Source organism: Phyllobacterium sp. T2-21 (assembly GCF_055378485.1).
This window is the reverse complement of sequence record NZ_AP027912.1, coordinates 3,573,662-3,597,783: the sequence shown is the minus strand read 5'-3', so window position 1 is coordinate 3,597,783 and position 24,122 is coordinate 3,573,662. Positions and strand designations below refer to the sequence as shown.

The window sequence follows — 24,122 nt, the reverse complement described above, 5'->3', positions numbered from 1 at the left end:
TCATTCTTTGCAGGGCAAATGTCCATTACCAATGTTAACTGAGTTTTTGTGTGAGATGGGGAATATATTGTGACGACAGCGAAGAGAATCCGCAAAGCCGTTTTTCCAGTCGCAGGTTTTGGCACCCGCGTTCTTCCGGCAACCAAGTCTATCCCGAAGGAAATGCTGACCGTTGTCGACAAGCCGGTCATCCAGTACGTGGTGGACGAAGCCCGCGAAGCCGGTATCGAGCACTTTATTTTCGTGACCGGCCGCAACAAGGCGGTCATCGAAGATTATTTCGACGCCCAGTACGAGCTCTATTCAACCCTGGCCGAGCGCGGCAAGACGGCGCTGCTCGACGAGTTGCAGAGCATCCAGCCGGGACCCGGCACGACCAGTTTCACCCGCCAGCAGGTGCCGATGGGGCTGGGCCACGCCGTGTGGTGTGCCCGCGATATCGTCGGCGATGAGCCTTTCGCGCTGCTTCTGCCGGACATGATCATGCAGCCGGAGAAAAACGGCTGCCTTGCCGACATGGTCGAGCTGTATAATCAGGCGGGCGGCGGCAACATCGTTGCCGTGCAGGAATGCGATCCGGAAGAAGCCCACAAATACGGCATCGTCGGCAAGGGCAAGGATGTCGGCAACGGTTTCGAGCTCACCGAAATGGTCGAGAAGCCGGCCAAGGGCACCGCGCCGTCCAATCTCTACATCAACGGCCGCTATATTCTGCAGCCGGAGATTTTCGACATTCTCGAGCATCAGGAGCGCGGTGCCGGCAATGAAATCCAGCTGACCGACGGCATGCTGAAACTGGCCAAGGAGCAGGATTTCTTCGGCTATCACTTCCAGGGCCGCACCTATGATACGGGCTCGAAGGAAGGCTTTGTCGAAGCCAATGTGGCGTTTGCCCTGTGGCGCAATGATATTCGCAACGGTGTGATCGACAATATCGGCAACATGCTGAAGACCATCCAGCCGCGCAAGGTTTGAGATGCGTTGAGGGGGGGATATCACCCCCCTCTGTCCTACCGCTGCAGCGTCAGGCCCATATAGACGCTGCTTTCGCTGGTCTGGCGGGTATCGACCTCACTGCGTGTGACGCGGTGCCGGGCGCTGACATCCAGCCCGAGGAAGCGGTTGAACCAGTAGGTGGCGCCGACTTCCGCGCCAAAGCCCTTGTCGAGGCCGCTGCCATCCTTGTTGTCGCGCAGCGACGCGCTCAACTCGGCATTGACGCTGAGGTTTGAGCGTATCTGGCGCTTTACGCCAATCCGTCCCTCATAGAAGATAGAACCACTGTCATTGGGCGTTGTCCCGCCTTCGACACGGGTGAGCAAACCAAGATTGACATCGGTGCCGCGCTGCGGCGACCATTTGATTGCCCCGTCGACGCTCAGGCCATCGACATTGGACAGCCGCTCATCGTCGATACTCTGACGCAGATAGCCCAGCGCCAGCTCGCCCGAAAGTTTCTCGCCGAAATCGGCCTCGATACCGCCGCGCAGCGCGGTGCGCATACCGGAGCGGCGAAAGCCGTTGGAATCTTCCGTTTCATCGTAGATCAGCTTGCCGATCTCCACTTCGGCGAAGGGTTTGATCGCCGGAGACATTTCGAAGCCGCCGCGCAGGGCGATGCTGGCAAAGGTGTTGTTGCGATCCTTCTGGCTGAGCGTTGTTCCGTCGGGGAACTGGGCCTGACCATAGGTTGTCCGGTCGACCTTGCCCTTCACCTGGCCAAAGAACCGGTCAAATTCGTGCCTTATGCCCAATGTGCCATCCAGTTCCTGCACGCCGGGCCTGTTGGATGCGCCGACAACCGCCGTCGGGGCGCTGGCATCCTCCTGCCGGTAGCGGTAGCCGCCTTCGCCGGTCAGGGTCGTGCGGTCGCCGAGATCAAGCTTGAAACCGCCGCGCAGCCCGACATTGGGCGCGGAATACTCCTGGCCAGACAGCGTCTTGTCGTAGAGACCGTCGAAATCGAGAAAGGCCGAATGGCGCGACCAGTCCGTCGTCGCCCGCAGGCGCAGCCGTGTTTCCGAGAGAATCGCGCTCTTGCCGGTTGAACTGCCGTCGGCGTTGGTCGTGGCGCGCAGGCCCTGCGAAATGGATGGCCGCAGCGTGACCGTACCGGCCCTGATGCCGAAGGGTGCAAACGGGTCGGGATCCGGCCGCACGGTCCGCCGCTCGATGGCCGGTTCAGACACGCTGTCCCTGCTTTCACGCTGCACGCGCGGATTGCCGTCCGTATCGTCGGCAATGCTGCCGGTGGTTGGTGTGGCCGGTGTCTGTCCGTTGCGCAGCGCGCGCGGGGCAGGCCGCGTCCGCTGCGTTGCCGCGGTTGTGCGATCCGCCGGAAGCGGAACTGTGCCTGGCGTGGCGGTGGGACGCGGATTGAGCGTGCGGCTGTTGTTCACCGGTCCGGACGACAGCGATGTGTCATTCGCCGTCCCGGTCGCCGTCGACGGAGCGCCTGCATCGTCATTAGGCAGGGCGCCCGGACTGACGGGTTCGTAGGGATCCGACGGAATGCCGCCCGCGGTGGCGGGTGATGGCGCCGGCGCAGCGGCAACCACAGGCGCGCGCCGCACCGGGGCGGGCGGCGCATTCTGCTGGGTTTGCAGGACATTCTCGTCCACCGCGCCGCGCAGGGGCACGGCCTGCTGGGCCAGGGCCGTTCCACCGGTAGAAAACGCAACGCTGCTCATCAACCCCGTCCACAGACACAGGTTAATCGCAGAGGTGAAGCTGCCGCGATAGGCCGGTGCTCCGATGCGGGATTGCCGATGATACATAAATAGCATTGCCAATGAGTTCGAACGTTTATGGAGCGTAAACTGTCATGGTTAATGACTGGTTTCCGCTTGGGCCGCCGGACGGGTTTGAAGGGGGCGGCGCAACAAAAAATGGACAGCGGCGCGGCAAAGCGCTAACGGTTCTCGCCATGCAGGCAATAAACGACAGCGAACTGGACAAGACCGCGGCGGTGGATTCCGCCAAGCGGACGATTTCAACCGAAAGAGACGGGCTGAGCGCGCTGCGCGATGCGCTGGATGGCAGCCTTGCGGATGCCTTCGGCAAGGCCATCGAACGCATAGCCGCGGTCCGGGGCAGAATCATCGTCACCGGGGTCGGCAAGAGCGGTCACATCGCCTCCAAGATCGCTGCGACCTTTGCCTCGACCGGGACGCCGGCCTTTTTCGTGCATCCGGCCGAAGCCAATCATGGCGATCTCGGCATGATCGGCAGCGACGATGCCATTCTGGCGCTGTCATGGTCGGGCGAAACGGCGGAGCTGAAGGGGATCGTCAGCTATTCCAGGCGGTTCCGCATTCCGCTTATCGCGGTTACATCAGGGGAAAACTCGGCACTGGCACTGGCTGCCGATGTCGTCCTGCTGCTGCCCAGGGTCACCGAGGCCTGCCCGCACGGGCTGGCGCCGACCACCTCGCCGCTGCTGCAACTGGCCATGGGCGATGCGATCGCCATTGCCCTCCTGGAAGCGCGGGGCTTCACCGCCGTCGACTTCAAGACATTCCACCCCGGCGGGTCGCTCGGCGCGAGCCTGACCCATGTGCGCGAGATCATGCATCGCGGTGACGAGATTCCGCTGGTTCCGCTTGGCACGCTCATTCCCGATGCGATGAAAGTGCTGTCCGGAAAGCGTTTTGGCTGTGTTGCGGTTCACAATGATGACGGCTCGCTGGCCGGGATCATCACGGATGGCGACCTCTCGCGCAACCTTCACCGCAATCTGGTGACGGTGCGGGTCGAGGAAATCATGACCCGCAATCCAAAAACCGTGCCGACGAGCATGCTGGCGAGCGCCGCGCTCGCCCTGCTCAACGAGCACAATATCGGGGCGCTGATCGTGACGGAAGACCGCTTCCCCGTCGGTATCGTGCACTTCCACGACCTGTTACGGATCGGCGCCGCCTGATTTCAATGTCTGCAGGCTCGTGGTGCGTGGTTCGACAAGCTCACCATGAGGGAAGTGGATTGGTGCAACGCTCATCATAAACGTTGCAGAACTTGGCTCCCTACAGCCCACTCCATTCCTCATGGTGAGCTTGTCGAACCACGCACCTCACAATTAACGTCCCTGGATCAAGCCGCTTCGACCGTCAGCGTTCCCTGATCGGTGCCGGTGATCCTGACCCGGCTGCCGGCGGGCAGATCGGGGCCCTTGACACGCCACAGGCTGTCGCCGATGCGGGCGCGCCCGTGCCCGTTCACTGTTGCCTCCTCCAGCACGACGATCTGGCCGATCATCTGTTCGTTGCGCCGGTTGAGCAGCGGCTCATCGGTCGGCACGTCAACCGCGCCCATCAGCCTGCGGCCGATGAAGACGGTGATGACAGACAGAATGAGGAACAGGATGATCTGCACCTGCCAGCCGAGGGCGAGCATCGGTCCGAGCACGAGGATCGTCAGGAAGCCGACGATGATGCCGGCGATGCCGAACCACAGTAGGAAGATGCCGGGCACCGCCACTTCGAAAATCAGGAGGATGAAACCCAGCACCACCCAGTTCCACGGGCCAAGTTCATAGAAGAGATGTTCCAACATCAGTGCAACTCCTCCATCGATGCGTCAGGTCGCCGAGCCGGTCCCGCCGCCCGTGCCGGGAACGGTGCGCCCGCGCCCCGGCTGTGCCGGAGGCGATGTCCGTTCCGTCTGCGCCGCATCGCCGAATACTTCCCTGGCGATTGCACCGATGCCGCCGAGCGTGCCCACCAGTGACGAGGCCTCCATCGGCATCAGGATCAGCTTCTGGTTGTTGCTGGTCGCAAACTTGCCGAAAGCCTCGGTGTATTTCTGCGCGACGAAGTAGTTGATGGCCTGCACGCTGCCCGCATTGATCGCGGCGGACACGAGTTCGGTCGCCTTGGCTTCGGCCTGGGCGAGGCGTTCGCGGCCTTCGGCCTCGCGGTAGGCGGCTTCACGCTTGCCCTCCGCTTCGAGAATCTGCGCCTGTTTCAGGCCTTCGGCGCGCAGGATCTGCGCGGCGCGATTGCCTTCGGCCTCCAGGACCAGCGCACGCTTGTCGCGTTCCGCCTTCATCTGGCGTGCCATGGAATCGATCAGGTCCTTCGGCGGATTGATGTCCTTGATTTCGACACGGGTCATCTTGATGCCCCAGGAATGGGCGGCCTCATCCACCACCCGCAGCAGGCGGTCGTTGATCGCGTCGCGATTGGACAGGAGCTCGTCGAGATCCATCGAGCCCATGACCGTGCGGATATTGGTCATGGTGAGGTTGAGAATGGCGTTCTTCAACCCGCTGACCTGATAGGCGGCCTGCGGTGCATTCAGGATCTGGTAGAAGGCGATACCGTCGACGGCGATATTGGCGTTGTCCTTGGTGATGACCTCCTGCGTCGGCACGTCAAGCACCTGTTCCATCATGTTCAGCTTGGCGCCGATACGGTCGAAGAACGGAACGATGAGGTTAAGGCCGGGTGCAAGGGTACGGGTATACTTGCCGAAGCGCTCGATGGTGTAATTGTAGCCCTGCGGCACGGTCTTGACGCCCGCAAACAGCACGACCAGAACCAGAAGAACCAGTACTGGAATGGTAAAATCGAAACCGCTGAACGGCATTGTACTCCCCCTTGCCTGACATCAGGACCAATGTCATCTCGCATCATCATCCTCTGTACGGATGATGCCAAGATAGACCAAAGTCTTGATCTCAGAAAGGCTTAAGCCGGGAATTATACAGGCGTTCCGTCCGCTTAGATCCAGCCCTGCAATTCGCGCCGGACCAGCTCTTCGATCACCCGCATGCCTTCATCGGAATCATTCAGGCAGGGGATTTGGGTGAAGTTGACGCCGCCATGCTCGCGGAAGGTATTGCCGGCTTCAACAGCAATTTCCTCCAGCGTTTCCAGGCAGTCGGCGACGAAACCCGGATTGAACACGGCAACGGATTTCACGCCGTCCGCGGCGAGTTTTTCCATCGTCTTGTCCGTATAGGGCTGCATCCACTCTTCCGGGCCGAAGCGGGACTGGAAACAGGTGATCAGCTTCTTCTCGTCCCAGCCAAGCCGCTCGCGCAGCAGGCGCGTGGTCTTCCAGCAATGGCAGGGGTAGGGATCGCCGCGCCTGAAATAGCTTTGCGGGATGCCGTGATAGGAGGCAACCACCACCTCCGGCTCGAAATCCAATGTCGCAAAATGCTTCTCGATGGAGACGGCAAGCGCCTCGATATAGACAGCCTCGTCCTGATAGGAGGGGACGGTGCGGGTGGCGGGCATGAAGCGCATCTTGGTGAGCGCCTCGAAGAATTTGTCGTTGACCGTCGCCGTGGTCGTTGCCGAATATTGCGGATAGAGCGGGAACATGACGATGCGCTTGCAGCCCTGCCTGTCGAGCCGTTCCAGCGCCTCTTCGATGGAGGGTTGTCCGTAGCGCATGCCCCAGTCGACGATCACATCGGGATGGGCGGCGAGGCTTGCAGCCAGCTTTTCGCTTTGCGCGCGGGTATAGGTGCGCAGCGGCGATTCATTGCGCTCGCGGTTCCAGATCTTGTCGTAAAGCGCGCCGGATTTTTTCGGGCGGGTGTTGAGCACGATGCCGTACAGCACCGGCAGCCAGATGGCGCGCGGCCATTCGATCACGCGCTTGTCCGACAGGAATTCCTTGAGGTAGCGGCGCATGGAGGTGACATCCGTGCCGTCAGGCGTGCCCAGATTGACCAGAAGCACGCCGACTTTCGAGGTTTCGATGCGCGGATGGTCGCCGGGCTTGCTTATTGCCACACCAACCTCGCCAGACATCACCATCTCTTTCAACTCCTGCTTTGCGGTTGGAACCTAGTTGTGAGGGCCGGGATTGCAAGGGCGCGAAAAGACGCAGCAGAATGGGGTAAATCGCAATCCGGCGGGTAAAACCCAGGCTGATATGAAAGAACCCGGCACAACATTCAAGTTGCGCCGGGTCGAAATAACAGTCCTGGGACCGTTTGTCCTAGGCGTTATTATTGCGGCGGGATTTTCATCTCGCTGCCGATGGGCAGTTTCTCGACGATCATCCGCGGATTGGCTGCCGCCAGCTTTTTCCAGTCCGAACCCTTGCCGTAGACCTGTTTGGCAATATTCCAGAAATTGTCGCCGCGCTTGATCGTATAGGCCGATGGCGCGGCAGCGGCAGCGGGTGCCGGCGCAGCTGTTTGCGCCGCAGGCTTGGCGGGCGGTGCCGGGTCCGCTGCGGCTGGTGCGGCCGCTGCGGCCAGAACGGTTATGCGCCCGTCGGTGTAGGGCTTGTAGGGCGTGTTCTTGGCGAGATAGTCCGATACCACGGCCTCAAGGCCGGGGCCGTAATCATAGGCGTTCTGGGCATTGCTGGCGAAAATCTTGTAGCCGTCGCCGCCCGCGCGCATGTAGTTGTTGGAGACGACGCCGTAGGTGGCGGCCGTGTCAATCGGTTTCCAGCCGCTGCCGTCGCGCACTTCCACGGCGGAAACGCGCTGGCCGACGGGTTTCGACACATCGAATGCGTATTTGAGGCCGGAAACCTGCGCGAAACGGCCTGCACCCTGATCGATCTGGCTGACGCCGTTTTCCAGCGCGGCCACGACGTCGGCCCCCTTGAGCTGGAAGGTCGACAGCGTGTTCTGGAACGGCAGCACCGTCAGGACTTCGCCCATGGTCACATCCCCGGCATCGATGGATGCCCGCAGGCCGCCGCCATTGATGATGGCGATGGTCATGCCCTGATCCTTGACCCGGTCGAGCATGGCGTCGGCGACGAGATTGCCCATGGAGCATTCGACCACCCGGCAAACCTCGCGGGCCGCTTCGATGACGCCGCTGGATTCGGCCACCTTTTTGGCTTTCAAGGCTTCGATGGGCTTGGCCAGTTCCTTGACCCGCGCGAGATAGGTGGGATCAGGCACCACGGAGGAATCGAGCAGGATCGGCGCGCCCTCGCTCCTGATGACATTGCCGTCATCGTCGAAGGTCACCTTCAGCTCGCCCAGATATTTGGAATAGGATTTCGCCTGGACGATCGGCACATCGCGGCCGGATGGCCCCTTGACGAGGGTCGGGTAGGGTCCAAGCGCCTGCGGATCGGTGTTCGACAGCAGCGTATGGCTGTGCCCGCCGACTATCACGCTGATCCCGGCAACGCTGGCGGCGATCTGCTTGTCCTTGACATAGCCGTCATGGTTGAGCGCGATGATCTTGTTGACGCCCTCGGTCTTCAGCGCCTCGACCTGCTTTTTCAGGGTCTCGATCTCATCGGCGAACTTGACCGTCGGTCCGGGCGTTGAAATATCCGCCGTGTCGGTGGTGATGGCCGACACGATGCCGATCTTCTGGCCGCCGATTTCCTTGATGACATAGGGCTTGTACTTGCCGGCGATGGGCGAGCCGTCAGCGGCAATGGTGTTGGCAGAGATGACAGGGAATTTCACCTTGCCGAGGAATTTTGCCAGCGTGTCGACGCCATCATCGAATTCATGGTTGCCGAGGGCCATGACATCATAGCCGATGCCGTTCATGAATTCGGCGGTGTCGTCGCCCTTGTAGGTCGTGTAGAACAGCGAGCCCTGGAATTCGTCGCCCGCATTGAGCACGATGACATTGCCGCCATCCTTGGAGAGGGCGGCGCGGCGCTCGTCGATCTTGGCTTTTACCCGGGCGATGCCGCCAAAGCACTCGTTCTTGCTCTCCTCCTCGGCGGAACAGGTCGAATCATATTTGTTGATCGATTCCTGGCGCGAGTGGAAATCGTTGATGTGCAGAATGTTGAGCGTGTAGTCGGCCATGGCCGCACCGGCGGTCATGACGAGAGCCGAGGTGCCGAGCAGAATTCTGGCGAGGATTTTTGACATGAACTGTTCCCCTGTTGCGATCGCCTGATGCTGTCACCGGTCGTTGGCATCCGTGTGACAGAGCGCCGATGCTTTCATTCCTTGGCGTGGCATGCAAGGGAAGGGCGGCGGTTTTTGCCGCTCAAGGTAAAGGCAGAACCGGCCGGCGCAGCTGCCCGCGCGGGCCGGCGATGTGTCAGCCTGTCTGGCCGCCGCGGCGTGTCAGCGAGAACTGTTGGCCGCTGGACGAGGTGCAGTTCAACTGGCCGGGATTGACGAGGGCGCAATTGACCTTGGACTGCGTGCCGCGGGCAAGCGAACGCAGGTTGATCTCGATGAGGCTGGCGGAGGCAAAGCGGTAGCTGCCTTCGGCCAGTTTTTCCTTGGTGTCATTGGCGCGGGTCTCGAAAACGCCGCCGTTGAAATTCGAGAAGGCAACGCCCGATGTATCAAACCATTGGCCCTGCACGGCGTCGGTCGGGCGGGAAGCCTGCACCGCTCCGCTGTCGTGAATGGGGCCGCTGGTCTGGCAAGCAGCAAGTGCCACTGCCATGGTCGCTGCGCTGAAGGCCAGTGAAATACGTTTCATCCGATCAATCTCCTGATGGGTTGCCCTTTTAAATGCCGTGAAAACCAAGCAAAAACAAGACATAAGTTTGATAAGCCGCAGAGTTTCGCCGCGTGTGGCTTCCGCAAAACTGCCCTGTTGCCCATTGGCGGGCGCCCATGTCAGATCGTTGTTCACGCCCCCCTCCCAAAAAATAACGCCAACTTATCCAACACTTCCCAACCCAAGCTATTCTCATCCCTGTCCTTTCCGGCGGGAATGCTTCCGGAAACTTTCGAAAGTCGGGAAAGGATCGGCGCTTCGGCCTGTGGGAGAACCCCTAGGCCGGGGAGGTTCAGTCCAATCATGCCATGTTGGGCAAGGCCGTTTGCCGGGGCGGGTGGTCCAAGGGATCGCAACAACCGCAACACCAACCAAAGACCTCAGCGCTCCCGATGGACCGCCCGTCTTTCCCACCTTTCAACAGCCAGACGCGAAAGCGGGCGTGGCAACGGGGAGAGCGTTGCAGAACAATCATGCGTGGTTCGACAAGCTCACCATGAGGGAAGTGGAGGATTGCAGGGTACATTCTGCGGCTTTTGCGATTAGCATTACAGCGCCAACCTCCCTCATGGTGAGCTTGTCGAACCACGCACCACAACCACGCAGCTGATATGAAAACGGCAACCCTTGGGTTGCCGTTTTTGATCAATGCACGAGAATGTTGCGGAACTGCCAGGGGTCGCTGGTGTCGATGTCTTCCTTGAAGAAGCCAGGACGGTTTTCCAGCGGCGTCCAGTCGGTATAGTGCCCCTTGAGCGGCCCGAGATAGGGCTTCTGGATTTCAAGGCAGCGGCGAAAATCGATCTCGTCGGTTTCGACAATTCCGGCTTCCGGATTTTCCAGCGCCCAGACCATGCCCGAGAGAACAGCCGAGCTGACCTGAAGACCGGTTGCATTCTGGTAAGGCGCCAGTTTGCGGGCTTCCTCGATGGTCAGCTGCGAGCCGTACCAGTAGGCGTTCTTGTCGTGGCCATAGAGCAGGACACCGAGCTCATCCGCACCATCGACGATCTCGGATTCCTCCAGAACGTGGTGGATGGCCTGCGGCTGGCCGGCGGCACCGAACATTTCGTCGAGCGACAGCGTTGCCACATTGGACGGGTGGTAGGCGTAGTGGCAGGTCGGCCGGTAGGCAGCCTTGCCCTTCTTGTCGAACACGGTGAAGAAGTCGGCAATCGAGATCGCCTCATTGTGCGTCACCAGCAGGCCGAACTGCGGTCCCTCGGTCGGACACCAGGTGCGGATACGGGTATCGGCGCCGGGCTGTTCGAGGAAGATCGCGGCCTTGTTGCCCTTCTTCTGCTTGCGGGCGTTCTTGGGCAGCCACTTTTCATGCGTGCCCCAGCCCAGTTCCGCCGGCTGCAGGCCTTCGGAAATGAAGCCGTCCACCGACCAGGTGTTCCAGAACACGCCGAACGGCTTCGGCTCGCCCGCGCGCTGCGTGTCGCGTTCGGCAATGTGAATGCCCTTGATGCCGGTCTGGCGCATCAGGCGCGCCCAACCGTCGCGGTCATTGCGCGCCGGTTCGGTGTGCTCGATACCCAGATCCTTGGCGAGATTGACAACCGCCTGTTTGACGAACCACGACACCATGCCGGGATTGGCACCGCTGCAGGAGACGGCCGTGGTGCCGCCGGGCTTGCGGCGCTTTTCCGCCAGCAGCGTTTCGCGCAGCGCATAATTGGTGCGTTTCGCGTTGTCGCCGCCCGCATTGTAAAATCCGGCCCATGGCTCGATGACCGTGTCGATGTAGAGCGAGCCGAGCTTGCGGCACAGGCGCATGATATCGACCGACGATGTATCGACGGACAGATTGACGCAAAAACCCTGGCCATCGCCGGCAGTCAGCAACGGCTTCAGCAGCGTCTTGTAATTTTCCTTGGTAACGGCTTCCTGAATGAAGCGGATGCCACGCTCGTCGAGCAGTTTCTTGTTGGCATCACTCGGGTCGATGACGACCAGGCGGGACTTATCGAATTTGAAGTGGCGCTCTATGAGGGGCAGGGTACCCCGTCCGATGGACCCGAAACCGATCATCACGATCGGACCAGTAATTTCTCCATGTACAGGCCAATTCGCCTTCGCCATTTTTTTGCTACTCCTAATTTTTTAATCTCCATCAATGAGGGCAGCGGTTATTTCACCGCTTCAAAGAAACCATAGAGCATAGTGATGACAAAGAGCAAACAACCGTTCACCGGAAAGGGGTGAAAACTGCAACTACTGTTAATTGAAATGCTTCAAAGCGACTTTAAAGCCGCGACAAGCCGGTCGCGGACAGCCATGATGCCTTTGTAATGCGCCTGCGCCTCGCTCAGCGACTGGAGCTGATGGGCAAAGGCTTCGGCAATGCCGCGGCATTCCGGGTGTTTTTTCAAGGCACCCACCGGATCAAGATGAATGCGGATGGTGAAGAGAATGTCGCCGGATTCAGGTAGCTTGCGCAGGGTCTGGCGTTCGACGCGGACAAAGCTCTGGGCAACGATGTCCGCGTCCGTGTAGCGGGCGCCCTTCTGCTGGCTCGATAGCGGATGGTAGAGGTCGCCGTCCGGCTGCAACGACCAGTTCATGCGATAGACCGAACGGTCCGGCCGCAGATTGTCGAACATGCGGCTGATCAGGCCCGCATTGCGCGTGCCCGCGCCGAAATCCGGCACCGGCGCATGGATGTCCTCCATCGAGCGGCCGAACTTTTCCAGAAGGGTCCAGGAGGAGGGGAAGGACAGCGATGCCGCCGCCAGATGCCAGCCGCGCCGTTCATCCTTGCGCATCAGGACGAGGTCTTCCTGCACGAGATTGGCGGCGCGATGCAGAAAGGGCGAACCGGCATCGCCGAGCGGAACCTGTTCGTCCCAGCCGGTAACCGCAATAGTGCTGCCGTTCCGGCGGTAAAGCGCGGGATAGTGCCCGGCGAGATGCGCGCTCAAGAGGTCGAGCACTTCCTTTTGCGCGTTGCCGGTTCCCGGCTCCTCGACGAAAATCTTCCCCGCATGCAGCCCGAACAGCCGCTGCTTTTCCCTGAGGTAAGGAAGGAGATTGCCGTCAATCTCGATCCAGTCCTTCAGGTCGAGCTGGTGCAGCCCGATGGTGAAGGGCTGCGCCGAACCGTCATAGGGCGTGTGGGCGGGGGGCGTGTGGGCAGGCGCACTCATTCGGCGTTGTCCATCGCCTCCAGCTCGTCGATGATGCCTTCGATGACGGAAAGACCCTTCTGCCAGAACGCCGGATCGGTGGCATCGAGGCCGAACGGTGCCAGCAGCTCCGAATGGTGTTTTGTGCCGCCGGCCTTCAGCATGTCGAAATATTTTTGCTGAAAGCCCGCATCGGCATTCTGGTAGACCGCATACAGCGAATTCACCAGGCAATCGCCGAAGGCATAGGCGTAGACGTAGAACGGCGAATGGATGAAATGCGGAATATAGGTCCAGAATGTTTCGTAGCCGGGGCCGAAACGGATCGCCGGTCCGAGGCTTTCCTTCTGCACGTCCAGCCAGATCTCGCCGATGCGGTCGGAGGTCAGTTCGCCATTGGCGCGCTCGGTGTGCACCCGGCGTTCGAACAGGTAGAAGGCGATCTGGCGCACGACCGTGTTGATCATGTCCTCGGCCTTCTGCGCCAGCATGGCCTTGCGTTCGCGCTTGTCTCTGGTTTTTTCCAGCAGCGAGCGGAAGGTCAGCATTTCGCCGAAGACGGAGGCGGTTTCGGCGAGCGTCAGCGGTGTTGAGGCCATCAGCGCACCCTGATCACCGGCCAGAACCTGATGCACGCCATGCCCGAGTTCATGGGCAAGGGTCATCACGTCACGCGGCTTGCCCATGTAGTTGAGCAGCACATAGGGATGGACCGAAGGCACGGTCGGATGGGCGAAGGCGCCCGGCGATTTGCCGGGGCGCGTGGGCGCATCGATCCAGTTCTTATCGAAGAAGGCGCGGGCGATATCGGCCATTTCCGGGGCAAAGCCGTTATAGGCCGACAGCACGGTGTCCCTGGCTTCCGTCCACGGGATCACCGCCTGCGGCGTCTCCGGCAAGGGCGCGTTGCGGTCCCAGTTGTTGAGGTAATCGAGGCCGAGCCACTTGGCCTTCAGCGCGTAATAGCGGTGCGACAGGCGCGGATAGGCCGCCTGCACGGCCTCGGCCAGCGCATCCACCACCTCCCGCTCGACGCGGTTGGCCAGGTGGCGGCTGTCGGCAATATCCTGGAAACCGCGCCAGCGATCGGAGATTTCCTTGTCCTTGGCCAGGGTATTGGTGATCAGCGTGAAGGTGCGCAGATTGTCCTTGAATGTCTTTGCCAGGGCGTCGGATGCCTTCTTGCGCACGGTTCCGTCGGCGTCCTGCAGCATGTTGAGCGTCGGTTCGAGCGCAAGGTCCTCGCCGCCGACATCAAAGCGCAGTGCCGTCATGGTTTCGTCGAACAGGCGGTTCCAGGCGCCGCGCCCGGTGATCGACTTCTCATGGAACAGCTGCTCGATCTTGTCATCGAGCTGGTAGGGCTTGTCCTTGCGCAGGTCGACCAGCCAGGGCCGGTAATGGCCGATGGCGGGATTGCCGTCCATCGCCTTTTCGATCACCGCATCGTCGATGCGGTTGAGTTCGAGGCTGAAGAAGATCAGGTGCGCGCTGGCATTGGTCATCTTTTCCTGGATGTCGCCATAGAGCTTGGCGCGCTTCGGATCGGATGTATCGCCCGCATAGACCAGCCCGGCATAGGAGACGATCTTGCCGATCAGTTCTTCCAGCGCTTCGAATTCGCGGATCGCTTCGGCAAAGGTGCCGCCCATCGGCTTGGCGGCTTCGGCGGCCAGATTGCCCTTCCAGCGATTGGCGAAGAGCACCGCCAACTCATCGGCCTTTTGCAGGTCCGTCTTGAGTTCGGTGCTGTCCGCCGAGGGATAGAGATCGGCAAGGTTCCACTCGGGCAGGACGCCGAGAGCGGTCTGTTCCGCCCTGGCGGCGGCAGCGCCGGACTTTCCGGAGGGCATGTGGTTCGTGATTTCGAATTTCATTTTGGCACCGTTTTTTGGCAATCAAGCGCTTGTTCAAACGCGAATCATGAGGGATAGTTTCGGCGAGCGAAAGCTTAAAAGTCCATTGGCGATTGTTCCAGTTGCGTATTCCGCGTTTACAAAACGTGCGTGTGTAAGACCTAAGAAGGGTGGATTCTCACGCCAAAAGGTCTTAATGGTGCTGTTAACCACCCGTTGACCATGTCTTGAATCAGCTTTTCGCGTCTGGGTTTTTGCCATGCTCTCAACGTATTTGTTCTTCAATAAGTGACCATTAACCATTAAATCGGATAATCCAGATATTCGGGGACTGGAAAAAACGGTCAAGGTTGGGACGACATTGTCAAACATGATTCATGCACAGAACGGCAAATCGACGGCAGGTTCTTTTGTACGCGCCAGCTGGTTTGTGTTCCTCATGGTCTTCGGCTCGATGCTGTTTGCATCGGCACAGGCTTCCGCTGAGACACGCACGCTCAAGCTCTATTTCATCCATACGAAGGAACGTGCGGAAATCACGTTCAAGAAGAATGGACGCTATCAGCAGGACGGCCTGAACAAGCTCAACCGCTTCCTGCGCGACTGGCGCCGCAACGAACCGACGAACATGGACCCCCGCCTGTTCGATCTGGTCTGGCAGGTCTATCAGTCTGTCGGCGGCTCCGATTATATCCACGTGGTTTCCGCCTACCGCTCTCCGGCCACCAATTCCATGCTGCGCTCGCGCAGCCGCGGCGTCGCCCAGAAAAGCCAGCACATGCTCGGCAAGGCGATGGACTGGTATCTTCCCGGCGTGAAACTCTCGACCCTGCGCGTGACCGCGCTGAAATTCCAGGCTGGCGGCGTCGGCTATTACCCGACATCCGGCTCGCCTTTCGTCCACACGGACGTGGGCAATGTCCGCATGTGGCCGCGCATGAGCCGCCGCGAACTGCTGGCCGTGTTCCCCGATGGCAAGACGATGCACATCCCCGCGGATGGCAAGCCGCTGCCCGGCTATGAACAGGCCGTTGCCGCCTATGAATCGCGCAAGCGCAGCGGCGGTTCCGTTCAGGTTGCCAGCAATTCCTCCAGCTCCGGCCGTCGCGGCAAGACCCTGTTCGGCATGCTCTTTGGCGGCGGCGGTGCCGACGACGAGGAAGATTCCAGCGAAGGCAGTGTCGCCGTGGCCTCCGCGCCGACCCCGTCGCGCAGCGTAGCCCGTGTCGCACGGCCGGCTGCATCGGATGATGACGAGGGCGGCGGTGCAACATCGTTGCCGGGCGTGGCGGTCGGACAGTCCGCCCCTGCAGCAGCACCGGCGGCGGCCGCTGCACCGGCTCTGCCGACCCGCAATGCGCCTGCGCCTTTGACAGCGCCGCGGCCTGAAACACCGGTCGAAGCCTCGCCGGAAGATAATGCCGCGCTCGCCTTTGCCGTTCCCGTGCCGCTGCGCCGTCCGGATTATGCGCCGACGCCTGAAGCGGGCGCACCGGCCACACTGAATGCGCTCGCCGAGGATCAGTCGACCGTTGTCGCAGCCCTGCCGACGCCGCGTCCGACCGACAGCGCCGGTGCGATCCGTGACATGATCGCCGCCAATGTGAATACCCCGGCCAATGAGCCCGCACCGGCCCAGCCGGAAATGGTCAACGCGCTGGTTCCCGTTCCCTTCGACAAGCCGCAGTCCGGTCCCAAGCGCACCGACATGATGGTGGCCTCGGTCGTGCCGAACCCGCGCCCGGCCATGCCGCCTGCGCAGGCACAGGTCGCCGCTGCGTCGGAACATGATGTCATTCCGGTTCCGAACGAAGATCTGGAAACGATCATCAAGCAGTCCGATGCCGCCCATGCCAAGGCACCGGCCGTTGCCGTGGCCCAGCCAGCCCAGGCCATGCCGACAGTGCCGGCAACCACGGGCGGCCGCGTCGTCCGCAACAAGCCGGCGCCGACACAGAACACGCAGCTGGCATCGGCTGAGCCTCAGCCGTCGCTGCGCCGCACCATGCTGGATGCGGGCGGTTCGGCCGATCCGGTTGCCATGCTCGACAGCGGTGTGATCACCACGGGCAAGACCTCGAAGCCACGCCGCCAGACGGCCAAGAACCAGGGCGCCAAGGCCATTCAGGTTGCCTCGGAAGTGCCGGACCGGGCGCTGTCCAGCCAGCAGGTCGCCGAGACATCGCCGAACGTCGAACCGGCTGTCCTGCGCAACGAAGCCATGCGCACTGCGCCGACGACGGTGTATACGGCAGGCTTCCAGCAGGCGCTGCCGGTGGCCGACACCAACAAGTTCACGGGCAAGGCTGTGACCTTCCTGTCGATCGCGAAGTTCACCGCAACCAACTGATCGCCCGTTCGCGGGTCAAACAAAAGGGCGGCTCCGAAACGGGCCGCCCTTTTTCATGAATTCCAGTATCTGCTGCATCTTGCCAGTGCGTGGTTCGACAAGCTCACCATGAGGGGTGTGGTTTGATTACAATGCCAATCGGCAACGTTGACGAATGTGGCCCCTGCAATCCTCACCCTCCCTCATGGTGAGCTTGTCGAACCACGCACCACAAGTCATGCTTAAAAATACCGCTTTATGCCTTCGCCAGTTTGGCGGCCTCGGCGGCGAGCTTGGTGATGTCGTCCCACTTCCCGGCCTGAACCAGATTTTCCGGGGCAACCCAGGAGCCGCCGATGCAGACGACGTTCGGCAGATCGAGATAGGTCTTGGCGTTGCCAGCACCGATGCCGCCGGTCGGGCAGAACTGGATACCGGCAAAGGGTGACGACAGGGATTTGAGGAAGGACGCCCCGCCTGCCTGCTCGGCCGGGAAGAATTTCAGCATGGTATAGCCTTCTTCGCGCAGGGCCATGATTTCCGCCGGTGTGATCGCACCGGGAAGCAGAGGCACCTTGCCGGCGCTGGCAGCCTTCAGCAGCTGCGGCGTGGCGCCGGGGCTGACGATGAAACGCGATCCCGCGGCGCTGGCCTCTTCATACTGGCGCGCATTGAGAATGGTGCCGGCGCCGACGATGGCTTCGGGCACCTCATTGGCGACGGCGCGGATGGCGTCGAGCGCGGCGGGCGTGCGCAGGGTGATCTCGATCGCCGGAAGGCCACCGGCGGCCAGCGCACGGGCCAGAGGCACCGCATGGGCGACATCATGGACGAGAATGACCGGGATAACCGGTTGGCCCTTCAGAACAGGTAATAGCAAATCGGTCTTCTGGGCCATGTCAAACTCTCCGCTGTTGATGGGTTCAATCGATTTAGTCATACCGGGCCGCTTTGTCCACCGGTTGCTGTGGTGCCGCGAGATTCCGCCGCGGCAAAACGGCGCCAGGCGAGGGCCAGTTTGGCATCATAGCGGTTCTGTGTGAACTTTGGACCGTTATAGGCGCGGGCAAAACTCTTCCAGTCATGCCGTACCAGGGCGGGCATGAGGTTGTTGTACGCGATGAAGCGGATCATCAGGCGAAGCTGCCCCTTGAGGGAAGCGCGCGCCTCGGCGGTGAGCGCCTCGACGCTGTCATGGCCAAGGCATTTCCAGTGGGCACCCATGACCTGGCCTATTCCCCAGGATACGGATTCAAGCGCCGCCTGCCGGTCGATGGCGATGGCTGCCTCCAGCAGCTGCCAGCGCGCCGCCTGCGATACCGGATTGCGGACCGCACCGGCGGCAGGGTTGGCAAGACCCCTGCTGCGGGCGACCTGCCGCTGCGCGCCAGAGAGACGCTGGTCGAAATAGTGCCCCTCGAAGCGGATGGGCGGTTCGCTGCGCCCGCCGATCCGGTAAAGGCAGACGCCGCCGCTTTCCACTTCGGCGACGGCCAGCAGCACCGCCGGTTCGATCCCGGCCTGCTGCGCCTCGTCGCGGATGTCACGTATATCCTGTTGTGAAAACATATTCTCAGTCCCTCGGGAATTGTACCTGTTCACCAGGGATTATCCGAGGCCTTGGGGCGCGATGGATAAGTAAACGCTGCAAATCTCTTGAAATCGTCGCTTAGGAGCAGTAGTTGCAGGGGATCATGACCGATCACACCGCAAACTTGCCCTTCAAAGTGGCAGCACTCTACCGTTTTGCCCGGCTGGAACATTACCAGGCGTTGCAGGAGCCGCTGGCGCAACTGTGCTGCGGGTCGGGCATCAAGGGCACGCTGCTGCTGGCGGCCGAAGGCATCAACGGCACCGTGGCCGGCACGCCCGACGCCATTGACAGGCTGGTCGCGTTCCTTGAAGCGGAGCCGGCCATCACAGGCATGGAACTGAAATTTTCCCACGCGAGCGAAATGCCGTTCAAGCGCATGAAGGTGCGGCTGAAAAAGGAAATCGTCACCATGGGCGTCGAGGATATCGACCCGCTCCAGAGCGTCGGCACCTATGTCCCGGCGCAGGAGTGGAACGCGCTGATTTCCGACCCCGATACGATCGTCATCGATACGCGCAATGATTATGAAACGGCGATCGGCACCTTTGCCAATGCGGTCGATCCGCAGACAAAGACGTTCCGCGAGTTCCCGCAATGGGTGGAAAACCACCGGGACGAGCTGGAAGGCAAGAAGATCGCCATGTTCTGCACCGGCGGCATCCGCTGCGAGAAGGCGACGGCCTTTGTCAAGGGACTTGGCTTCGACGATGTGTTCCACCTGAAGGGCGGCATCCTCAAATATCTCGAGGACGTGCCCGCCGCCGAAAGCCGCTGGGAAGGCGAATGTTTTGTCTTCGACGAGCGCGTCTCGGTCGGTCATGGCCTGGTGGAAGGGGCGGCGGAGCTGTGCCACGCCTGCCGCAATCCGATTGCGCCGGAGGACAAATTGTCCCCGCTGTTCGCGGAAGGCATTTCCTGCCCGAAATGCTATCACGAGCGGACGGACGCCGACCGCGCCCGCTTTGCCGAACGGCAAAAACAGGTGAAACTCGCCAAATTGCGCGGCGAAAAGCATCATATCGGCTCCTGATCACAAAAAATCCATCTGTCATTGCAATGACGTGATGCCGACCCTAACTAGGTCGGGACGCATCCGTGCAGCCATGAGGAGATTTGCATGTTCGACCCGAAGAAGATTCTTGATGATTTTCTGGGAAGCAGTATTCCCGGAACTGGAACCTCCGTTCGAGATACGGCCGGCAAGGCAACACAGATGGCCAAGGACAATCCGCTGGCTGCCGGCGCTCTGGCCGCTGTGCTGCTGGGCACAGGCACGGGCCGCGACATCGCCGGCGGTGCGCTGAAGCTCGGCGGCCTCGCTGCCGTGGCCGGGCTCGCCTACAAGGCCTATCAGAATTACCAGTCGGGCAATGCACCGGCCGAAACGGCAAAGGCCGGTGAGCCGGACCTGCTGCCGCCGCCCGACGATTCAAGCTTCCATCCGGCAACGGCGCCGCAGGGCGAGCATGAGTTCGCGCTTGTGCTGGTGCGCGCCATGATTGCCGCTGCCCGCGCCGATGGTCATGTGGATGAGGCGGAACGGGCACGCATCGTCGAAAAGCTTTCGCTTTCCGGCATGAACAGCGACACGCAGGAATTCCTCGCCACGGAGCTGAACGCCCCCGTCAATATCGACGCGCTGGTTGCCGCCGCCGCCACCGATGCGCAGAAGGTCGAACTCTACACGGCATCGCGCCTGGCCATCGAGGCCAAGACCCGCGCGGAACGCGGCTATCTCGATCTCCTGGCCGGACGGCTGAAACTGCCTGATAATCTCATCGATCATATCGAGGCCACTGTGGCCAATGTGAAAACGCCCGCGCCGCAGGCTTAACGGCGAGCGAACCGGCATGGAAGACACCCGCCCCGACAGGCGGGTGTTTTGCTCTCGACAAGACAAACGACTCCAGTCTAGTTTGACGCGTTCTGACTCGGGGCCGAGGGTTCGTCAGGACATAAGGGCAGTGTCGATGGCTGCCATTGCGTCAAGGGTTTTGAGAGCGTCCGGGTCGCGCGCGCTTTGTTCGGACCCACCATCATGTCTCTATGTATGCAACTGGATGCATGGCCGGTGTGAGACCGCCATGGATTCGTGGACAGGGGTGGACCTCATGAAAAAAATTCTCATTCTGGGCTTTATGGTTCTGGCGGCGATGGCGGGTGCCAACGGTGCCTCTGCCGCCGAAAAGGTAACGGTGTTTGCCGCGGCGAGCATGAAGGAAGTGGTCGAAACGGCGGCTGCGAAGTTCGAAGCAAAGACCGGCACGAAAGTGACCTCCTCCTTTGCCGCATCGTCGGTGCTGGCCAAGCAGATCGAGCAGGGCGCGCCCGCGAACATCTTCATTTCCGCAGATCTTGACTGGATGGACTATCTCGAGCAGCGCAATCTCATCGACAAGCCGTCGCGCAAGATCGTTGCGGGCAATGCATTGGTGATCCTCACCAAGGCCGACAAGGGCGATGCGGCGGCTATCCTGAAGGCCGGACGCTTTGCCATGGGCGATCCGAGCAACGTGCCCGCCGGCAAGTATGGCAAGAGCGCACTGGAAACATTGAAAGTCTGGGACGACGTCGCCAAGAACGCCGTTTTCACCGAGAACGTGCGCGCGGCGCTGGAATTCGTGCGCCGCGGCGAGGCGAATTCCGCTATCGTCTACGCCTCGGACCATACGGCTGCGCCAGAACTGATCGAAGCCTATCGTTTCGCCGGCTCGACCCATAAGCCAATCCTCTATCCGGCCGCGCTGGTCGGCAAGGAGCCTTCGGCCGAAGGCAAGGCGTTCCTCGATTTCCTCGCCAGCGATGAGGGCCAGGACATCATCAAGTCGAAAGGCTTTGTCGGCGCATCTGACAAGGCAGGCTGACAGTGCTAGGTGAGACAGAATGGGCCATCGTTCTTCTGTCGCTGAGGGTCGCGCTGGTCGCGATCCTCGTCGCTCTGCCCTTTGCCTTCGTTTTCGCCTGGATTCTGGCGCGCTTTTCCTTCTGGGGTAAAAGCCTGTTGCAGGCGCTGATCACCATGCCGCTGGTCATTCCGCCCGTCGTCACCGGCTATCTCCTGCTGGTGTGGTTCGGCGCGCGCGGCATGCTGGGCGGCTTCTTCAATGACGTGTTCGGGCTGACCTTTTCCTTCCGCTGGACCGGTGCGGCGCTGGCGGCGGGCGTCATGGCCTTCCCCCTGCTGGTGCGGCCGATGCGCCTTTCCATTGAAAGTCTCGATCGCGGCCTCGAGGAGGCGGCGCGCTCGCTCGGTGCCGGGCGCATCGTGGTGTTCCTGACGGTGACGCTGCCGCTTCTGCTGCCGGGTATTCTGGCCGGTGCGGTGCTGGGCTTTGCCAAGGCGCTGGGCGAATTCGGCGCGACAATCACTTTTGTGTCCAATATTCCCGGCGAGACGCAGACCTTGTCGCTTGCCATCTATTCGCTGCTGCAGAGCCCGAATGGCGATGTGGCCGCGCTGCGGCTGATCCTGGTTTCCGTGGTGATTTCAATTGTCGCGGTGGTTGCGTCCGAATGGCTGCAGCGGCGCCTCAGCGGAGGCCGTGCATGAGCGAGACGCTGATTGTTTCCGTTGAAGGGCAGGTGGGGACATTCCCCGTCGCTGCCGCATTTACGGCAGGCGGCGGCGTCACCGCGCTGTTCGGCGAATCCGGTGCCGGCAAGACGACGCTGCTGAAAATGATCGCCGGGGTCACGCGCCCGGCCAAGGGCCGGATCGCCATCCGCGATCACGTGCTGTTCGATAGCGCCAGGGGTATCCATCTGCCGCCGGAACAGCGCCGGATCGGCTATGTCTTCCAGGATGCGCGGCTGTTTCCGCATCTCTCGGTCAAGAACAACCTGACCTATGCGCGCTGGGCCGGGCGGCGTAGCGAAGGCTTGTCCTATGACCGGGTGGTGGCGCTTCTCGGCCTTGAACATCTGCAGCAGCGCGCACCGGCACTGCTGTCCGGCGGCGAGCGCCAGCGCGTGGCGATCGGGCGTGCGCTGTTGTCCAATCCGGCGCTGCTGTTGATGGATGAGCCGCTGTCGTCTCTCGATCATTCCCGCCGCCAGGAAATCCTGCCATTCCTTGAAACCCTGCGCGACGAAACCGGATTGCCGATCCTCTATGTCAGCCACGAGATCGACGAGGTGGCGCGGCTCGCCGACGAGATCGTGCTGCTGCAGGGCGGCCGGGTCACGGCGAGCGGACCCGCGGAGGCGATCTTTTCGCGGCTCGGCAGCCATGACGATGCCGGTGCTCTGGTGACGGGCGTGGTCACGGCAAGCGACGAGGCTTTCGGGCTGACATCCCTCGACATCGGCGGCCAGCCGTTCCAGATCGCCAGGCTCGGCTTTGCCGCCGGAACAAAGCTGCGGCTGCGGATAAGGGCGCGGGATGTGTCGATTGCGCGGGCATTGCCCGATGCCATCAGCGTGCGTAATATCCTGCCCGCGCGCATTACCGGCATGGAGACCAATGACGGTCCGGACTGCGACCTGACTCTCGACATCGGCGGCCAGACCATCGTTGCGCGGCTGACGCGCAAGTCGGCGAGCGAACTAGCGCTCAAACAGGGCGAGGCGGTGTTCGCCCTGGTCAAAGCCGCATCGGTGGATCGCGGCGTGCTGCGCGGCTGAAGCCTATCTGGCGAGGAACCGTTCGATGCGTTCGATGGCGCGCAGGATGTTTTCCTCCGAATTGGCGTAGGAGAGGCGGATATAGCCCTCGCCGAGAATGCCGAAATCGGGGCCGCCGATCAGCGCCACACCGGCTTCATCCAGCAAGGCCGCCGCCAACTGCTTGGCCGGCCATCCCGTCTGTTTGATGTTGGGAAACGCATAGAACGCGCCCTTCGGCGTGGCGCAACTGATGCCGGGCAGGCTGTTGAGGCCGTCGACCACGATCCTGCGACGGCTGTCGAAGGCGCGGCACATCTTTTCGACATCGTCCTGCGGGCCGTCGATGGCGGCGATGCCGGCATATTGGCTGGGGGCGTTGACGCAGGACCAGCAATTGACGGCGAGCTTGCGCACCTTGTCATAAAGGCTGTCCGGCCAGATCGACCAGCCCATGCGCCAGCCGGTCATTGCCCATGTCTTGGACCAGCCGTTGAGCACGATCAGCCGGTCGCGGATCGACGGGAAGGTCAGGAGCGAGCAATGTTCCTCGCCGTCATAGGTCATCACGTCGTAGATCTCGTCGGACATGATGGCGACATGCGGATGCGCCTCCAGCCCCTTGACCAGTTTTTCAATCTCGGCCTTCGGGGTGACACCGCCTGTCGGATTGGCGGGTGAATTGAGGATCAGCAGCCGCGTCTTGGGCGTGATCAGCGCAAGCGTCTCTTCCGCCGAGAAGGCAAAGCCGTTCTCCTCGCGGATCGGCACGGGAACCGGGGTGGCGCCGGTGAATTCGATCATCGAGCGATAGATCGGGAAGCCGGGATCGGGGTAGAGGATTTCCGCGCCGGGTTCACCGAAAATCAGGATGGCGGCGAACATGGTCACCTTGCCGCCGGGGACAATCATGACATTCTCCGGCGAGACCTGGACACCCGTGGTGGTCAGCGTGCGGCGCACCACGGCCTCGCGCGTAGCGAGCAGTCCGGTTGCCGGCGTATAGCCGTGATGGCCGTCTCTGAGCGCCTTGATGGCGGCTTCGACGATATGGGCGGGTGTTTTGAAATCCGGCTGGCCGATGCCGAGATTGATGATGTCCTTGCCCTGGGCGGCGAGGGCGGTGGCGCGGGCGAGAACAGCGAAGGCATTTTCTTCACCGATACGGTCGAAACCGGAGATGGTACGCAGCATTAT

Annotated in this window: 21 protein-coding genes; 8 read left to right on the top strand and 13 right to left on the bottom strand. The window is 61.5% G+C overall.

The window, feature by feature from the left end; translation table 11 throughout:
- The first annotated feature begins 69 nt into the window (after positions 1-69).
- Complete coding sequence (galU, locus tag ACZ5FP_RS17815) at positions 70-975, top strand: UTP--glucose-1-phosphate uridylyltransferase GalU (RefSeq protein ID WP_223615970.1); 906 nt, start codon at positions 70-72, stop codon at positions 973-975.
- Between the two features lie 35 nt (positions 976-1,010).
- Here the strand turns inward: galU and ACZ5FP_RS17810 are convergent, their stop codons facing one another.
- Positions 1,011-2,690, bottom strand: coding sequence for an outer membrane beta-barrel protein (locus tag ACZ5FP_RS17810; RefSeq protein WP_464661459.1), 1,680 nt, complete (start codon positions 2,688-2,690; stop codon positions 1,011-1,013).
- Between the two features lie 236 nt (positions 2,691-2,926).
- Between ACZ5FP_RS17810 and ACZ5FP_RS17805 the strand changes: the two genes are divergently transcribed.
- Complete coding sequence (locus ACZ5FP_RS17805) at positions 2,927-3,922, top strand: KpsF/GutQ family sugar-phosphate isomerase (protein ID WP_223615980.1); 996 nt, start codon at positions 2,927-2,929, stop codon at positions 3,920-3,922.
- 167 nt (positions 3,923-4,089) lie between these two features.
- On the opposite strand, the gene ACZ5FP_RS17800 is transcribed toward ACZ5FP_RS17805, so the two are convergent.
- The 9 genes from ACZ5FP_RS17800 to ACZ5FP_RS17760 form a co-directional block, all read right to left on the bottom strand.
- Entirely contained in the window at positions 4,090-4,551 is a 462-nt protein-coding gene (locus ACZ5FP_RS17800; RefSeq protein ID WP_464661458.1) for an NfeD family protein, read from the bottom strand.
- Between the two features lie 24 nt (positions 4,552-4,575).
- Positions 4,576-5,586, bottom strand: coding sequence for an SPFH domain-containing protein (locus tag ACZ5FP_RS17795; protein ID WP_346306411.1), 1,011 nt, complete (start codon positions 5,584-5,586; stop codon positions 4,576-4,578).
- Between the two features lie 134 nt (positions 5,587-5,720).
- On the bottom strand, positions 5,721-6,764 hold the full coding sequence (hemH, locus tag ACZ5FP_RS17790; protein WP_464661457.1) for a ferrochelatase: 1,044 nt from the start codon (positions 6,762-6,764) through the stop codon (positions 5,721-5,723).
- Between the two features lie 200 nt (positions 6,765-6,964).
- Positions 6,965-8,824, bottom strand: coding sequence for a 5'-nucleotidase C-terminal domain-containing protein (locus tag ACZ5FP_RS17785; RefSeq protein WP_464661456.1), 1,860 nt, complete (start codon positions 8,822-8,824; stop codon positions 6,965-6,967).
- 175 nt (positions 8,825-8,999) lie between these two features.
- Positions 9,000-9,392: a hypothetical protein gene (locus ACZ5FP_RS17780; protein WP_464661455.1), complete on the bottom strand. Its 393-nt coding sequence runs from the start codon at positions 9,390-9,392 to the stop codon at positions 9,000-9,002.
- A gap of 666 nt (positions 9,393-10,058) precedes the next feature.
- A complete protein-coding gene (locus ACZ5FP_RS17775; RefSeq protein WP_464661454.1) occupies positions 10,059-11,501 on the bottom strand; it encodes a homospermidine synthase in 1,443 nt (480 codons plus the stop codon).
- A gap of 152 nt (positions 11,502-11,653) precedes the next feature.
- Positions 11,654-12,565: a heme-dependent oxidative N-demethylase family protein gene (locus ACZ5FP_RS17770; RefSeq protein ID WP_464661453.1), complete on the bottom strand. Its 912-nt coding sequence runs from the start codon at positions 12,563-12,565 to the stop codon at positions 11,654-11,656.
- Positions 12,562-14,397, bottom strand: coding sequence for a M3 family oligoendopeptidase (locus ACZ5FP_RS17765; protein ID WP_464663342.1), 1,836 nt, complete (start codon positions 14,395-14,397; stop codon positions 12,562-12,564). Before ACZ5FP_RS17765 ends, ACZ5FP_RS17770 begins: the two co-directional genes overlap by 4 nt.
- Before the next feature lie 57 nt (positions 14,398-14,454).
- Positions 14,455-14,772, bottom strand: a complete 318-nt coding sequence (locus ACZ5FP_RS17760) for a hypothetical protein (protein WP_426206174.1) — start codon at positions 14,770-14,772, stop codon at positions 14,455-14,457.
- A gap of 67 nt (positions 14,773-14,839) precedes the next feature.
- Between ACZ5FP_RS17760 and ACZ5FP_RS17755 the strand changes: the two genes are divergently transcribed.
- Complete coding sequence (locus ACZ5FP_RS17755) at positions 14,840-16,750, top strand: peptidoglycan L,D-endopeptidase MepK (protein WP_464663341.1); 1,911 nt, start codon at positions 14,840-14,842, stop codon at positions 16,748-16,750.
- 235 nt (positions 16,751-16,985) lie between these two features.
- Here the strand turns inward: ACZ5FP_RS17755 and ACZ5FP_RS17750 are convergent, their stop codons facing one another.
- Entirely contained in the window at positions 16,986-17,627 is a 642-nt protein-coding gene (locus tag ACZ5FP_RS17750) for a 2-dehydro-3-deoxy-phosphogluconate aldolase (protein WP_464661452.1), read from the bottom strand.
- Between the two features lie 38 nt (positions 17,628-17,665).
- Entirely contained in the window at positions 17,666-18,298 is a 633-nt protein-coding gene (locus ACZ5FP_RS17745) for an N-acetylmuramidase family protein (protein WP_464661451.1), read from the bottom strand.
- Between the two features lie 125 nt (positions 18,299-18,423).
- Here ACZ5FP_RS17745 and trhO point away from each other — a divergent pair, with 125 nt between their 5' ends.
- The 5 genes from trhO (at position 18,424) to modC (ending at position 22,946) form a co-directional block, all read left to right on the top strand.
- A complete protein-coding gene (gene trhO / locus ACZ5FP_RS17740) occupies positions 18,424-19,353 on the top strand; it encodes an oxygen-dependent tRNA uridine(34) hydroxylase TrhO (protein ID WP_464661450.1) in 930 nt (309 codons plus the stop codon).
- 87 nt (positions 19,354-19,440) lie between these two features.
- A complete protein-coding gene (locus ACZ5FP_RS17735; RefSeq protein ID WP_464661449.1) occupies positions 19,441-20,157 on the top strand; it encodes a tellurite resistance TerB family protein in 717 nt (238 codons plus the stop codon).
- Positions 20,158-20,434: 277 nt separating this feature from the next.
- The gene (gene modA, locus ACZ5FP_RS17730) at positions 20,435-21,187 is read left to right on the top strand and encodes a molybdate ABC transporter substrate-binding protein (RefSeq protein ID WP_464661448.1); all 753 of its coding nucleotides are present in this window, start codon (positions 20,435-20,437) and stop codon (positions 21,185-21,187) included.
- On the top strand, positions 21,184-21,873 hold the full coding sequence (gene modB, locus ACZ5FP_RS17725; protein ID WP_403184223.1) for a molybdate ABC transporter permease subunit: 690 nt from the start codon (positions 21,184-21,186) through the stop codon (positions 21,871-21,873). The genes modA and modB overlap by 4 nt, the downstream gene beginning before the upstream one ends.
- On the top strand, positions 21,870-22,946 hold the full coding sequence (modC, locus tag ACZ5FP_RS17720) for a molybdenum ABC transporter ATP-binding protein (protein ID WP_464661447.1): 1,077 nt from the start codon (positions 21,870-21,872) through the stop codon (positions 22,944-22,946). Before modB ends, modC begins: the two co-directional genes overlap by 4 nt.
- Positions 22,947-22,949: 3 nt before the next feature.
- Here modC and ACZ5FP_RS17715 read toward each other — a convergent pair whose 3' ends face one another.
- Positions 22,950-24,119: a pyridoxal phosphate-dependent aminotransferase gene (locus ACZ5FP_RS17715; protein WP_464661446.1), complete on the bottom strand. Its 1,170-nt coding sequence runs from the start codon at positions 24,117-24,119 to the stop codon at positions 22,950-22,952.
- Positions 24,120-24,122: the final 3 nt, after the last annotated feature.

Coding starts and splice junctions, on each gene's coding strand:
- hemH (WP_464661457.1), bottom strand. CDS start 6,764: ATGTCTGGCGAGGTTGGTGTGGCAATAAGCAAGCCCGGCGACCATCCG.
- ACZ5FP_RS17760 (WP_426206174.1), bottom strand. CDS start 14,772: ATGTTTGACAATGTCGTCCCAACCTTGACCGTTTTTTCCAGTCCCCGA.
- ACZ5FP_RS17785 (WP_464661456.1), bottom strand. CDS start 8,824: ATGTCAAAAATCCTCGCCAGAATTCTGCTCGGCACCTCGGCTCTCGTC.
- ACZ5FP_RS17780 (WP_464661455.1), bottom strand. CDS start 9,392: ATGAAACGTATTTCACTGGCCTTCAGCGCAGCGACCATGGCAGTGGCA.
- ACZ5FP_RS17715 (WP_464661446.1), bottom strand. CDS start 24,119: ATGCTGCGTACCATCTCCGGTTTCGACCGTATCGGTGAAGAAAATGCC.
- ACZ5FP_RS17750 (WP_464661452.1), bottom strand. CDS start 17,627: ATGGCCCAGAAGACCGATTTGCTATTACCTGTTCTGAAGGGCCAACCG.
- ACZ5FP_RS17745 (WP_464661451.1), bottom strand. CDS start 18,298: ATGTTTTCACAACAGGATATACGTGACATCCGCGACGAGGCGCAGCAG.
- ACZ5FP_RS17800 (WP_464661458.1), bottom strand. CDS start 4,551: ATGTTGGAACATCTCTTCTATGAACTTGGCCCGTGGAACTGGGTGGTG.
- modC (WP_464661447.1), top strand. CDS start 21,870: ATGAGCGAGACGCTGATTGTTTCCGTTGAAGGGCAGGTGGGGACATTC.
- ACZ5FP_RS17810 (WP_464661459.1), bottom strand. CDS start 2,690: ATGAGCAGCGTTGCGTTTTCTACCGGTGGAACGGCCCTGGCCCAGCAG.
- ACZ5FP_RS17735 (WP_464661449.1), top strand. CDS start 19,441: ATGTTCGACCCGAAGAAGATTCTTGATGATTTTCTGGGAAGCAGTATT.
- trhO (WP_464661450.1), top strand. CDS start 18,424: ATGACCGATCACACCGCAAACTTGCCCTTCAAAGTGGCAGCACTCTAC.
- ACZ5FP_RS17795 (WP_346306411.1), bottom strand. CDS start 5,586: ATGCCGTTCAGCGGTTTCGATTTTACCATTCCAGTACTGGTTCTTCTG.
- ACZ5FP_RS17770 (WP_464661453.1), bottom strand. CDS start 12,565: ATGAGTGCGCCTGCCCACACGCCCCCCGCCCACACGCCCTATGACGGT.
- modA (WP_464661448.1), top strand. CDS start 20,435: ATGAAAAAAATTCTCATTCTGGGCTTTATGGTTCTGGCGGCGATGGCG.
- ACZ5FP_RS17775 (WP_464661454.1), bottom strand. CDS start 11,501: ATGGCGAAGGCGAATTGGCCTGTACATGGAGAAATTACTGGTCCGATC.
- ACZ5FP_RS17765 (WP_464663342.1), bottom strand. CDS start 14,397: ATGCCCTCCGGAAAGTCCGGCGCTGCCGCCGCCAGGGCGGAACAGACC.
- ACZ5FP_RS17805 (WP_223615980.1), top strand. CDS start 2,927: ATGCAGGCAATAAACGACAGCGAACTGGACAAGACCGCGGCGGTGGAT.
- ACZ5FP_RS17755 (WP_464663341.1), top strand. CDS start 14,840: ATGGTCTTCGGCTCGATGCTGTTTGCATCGGCACAGGCTTCCGCTGAG.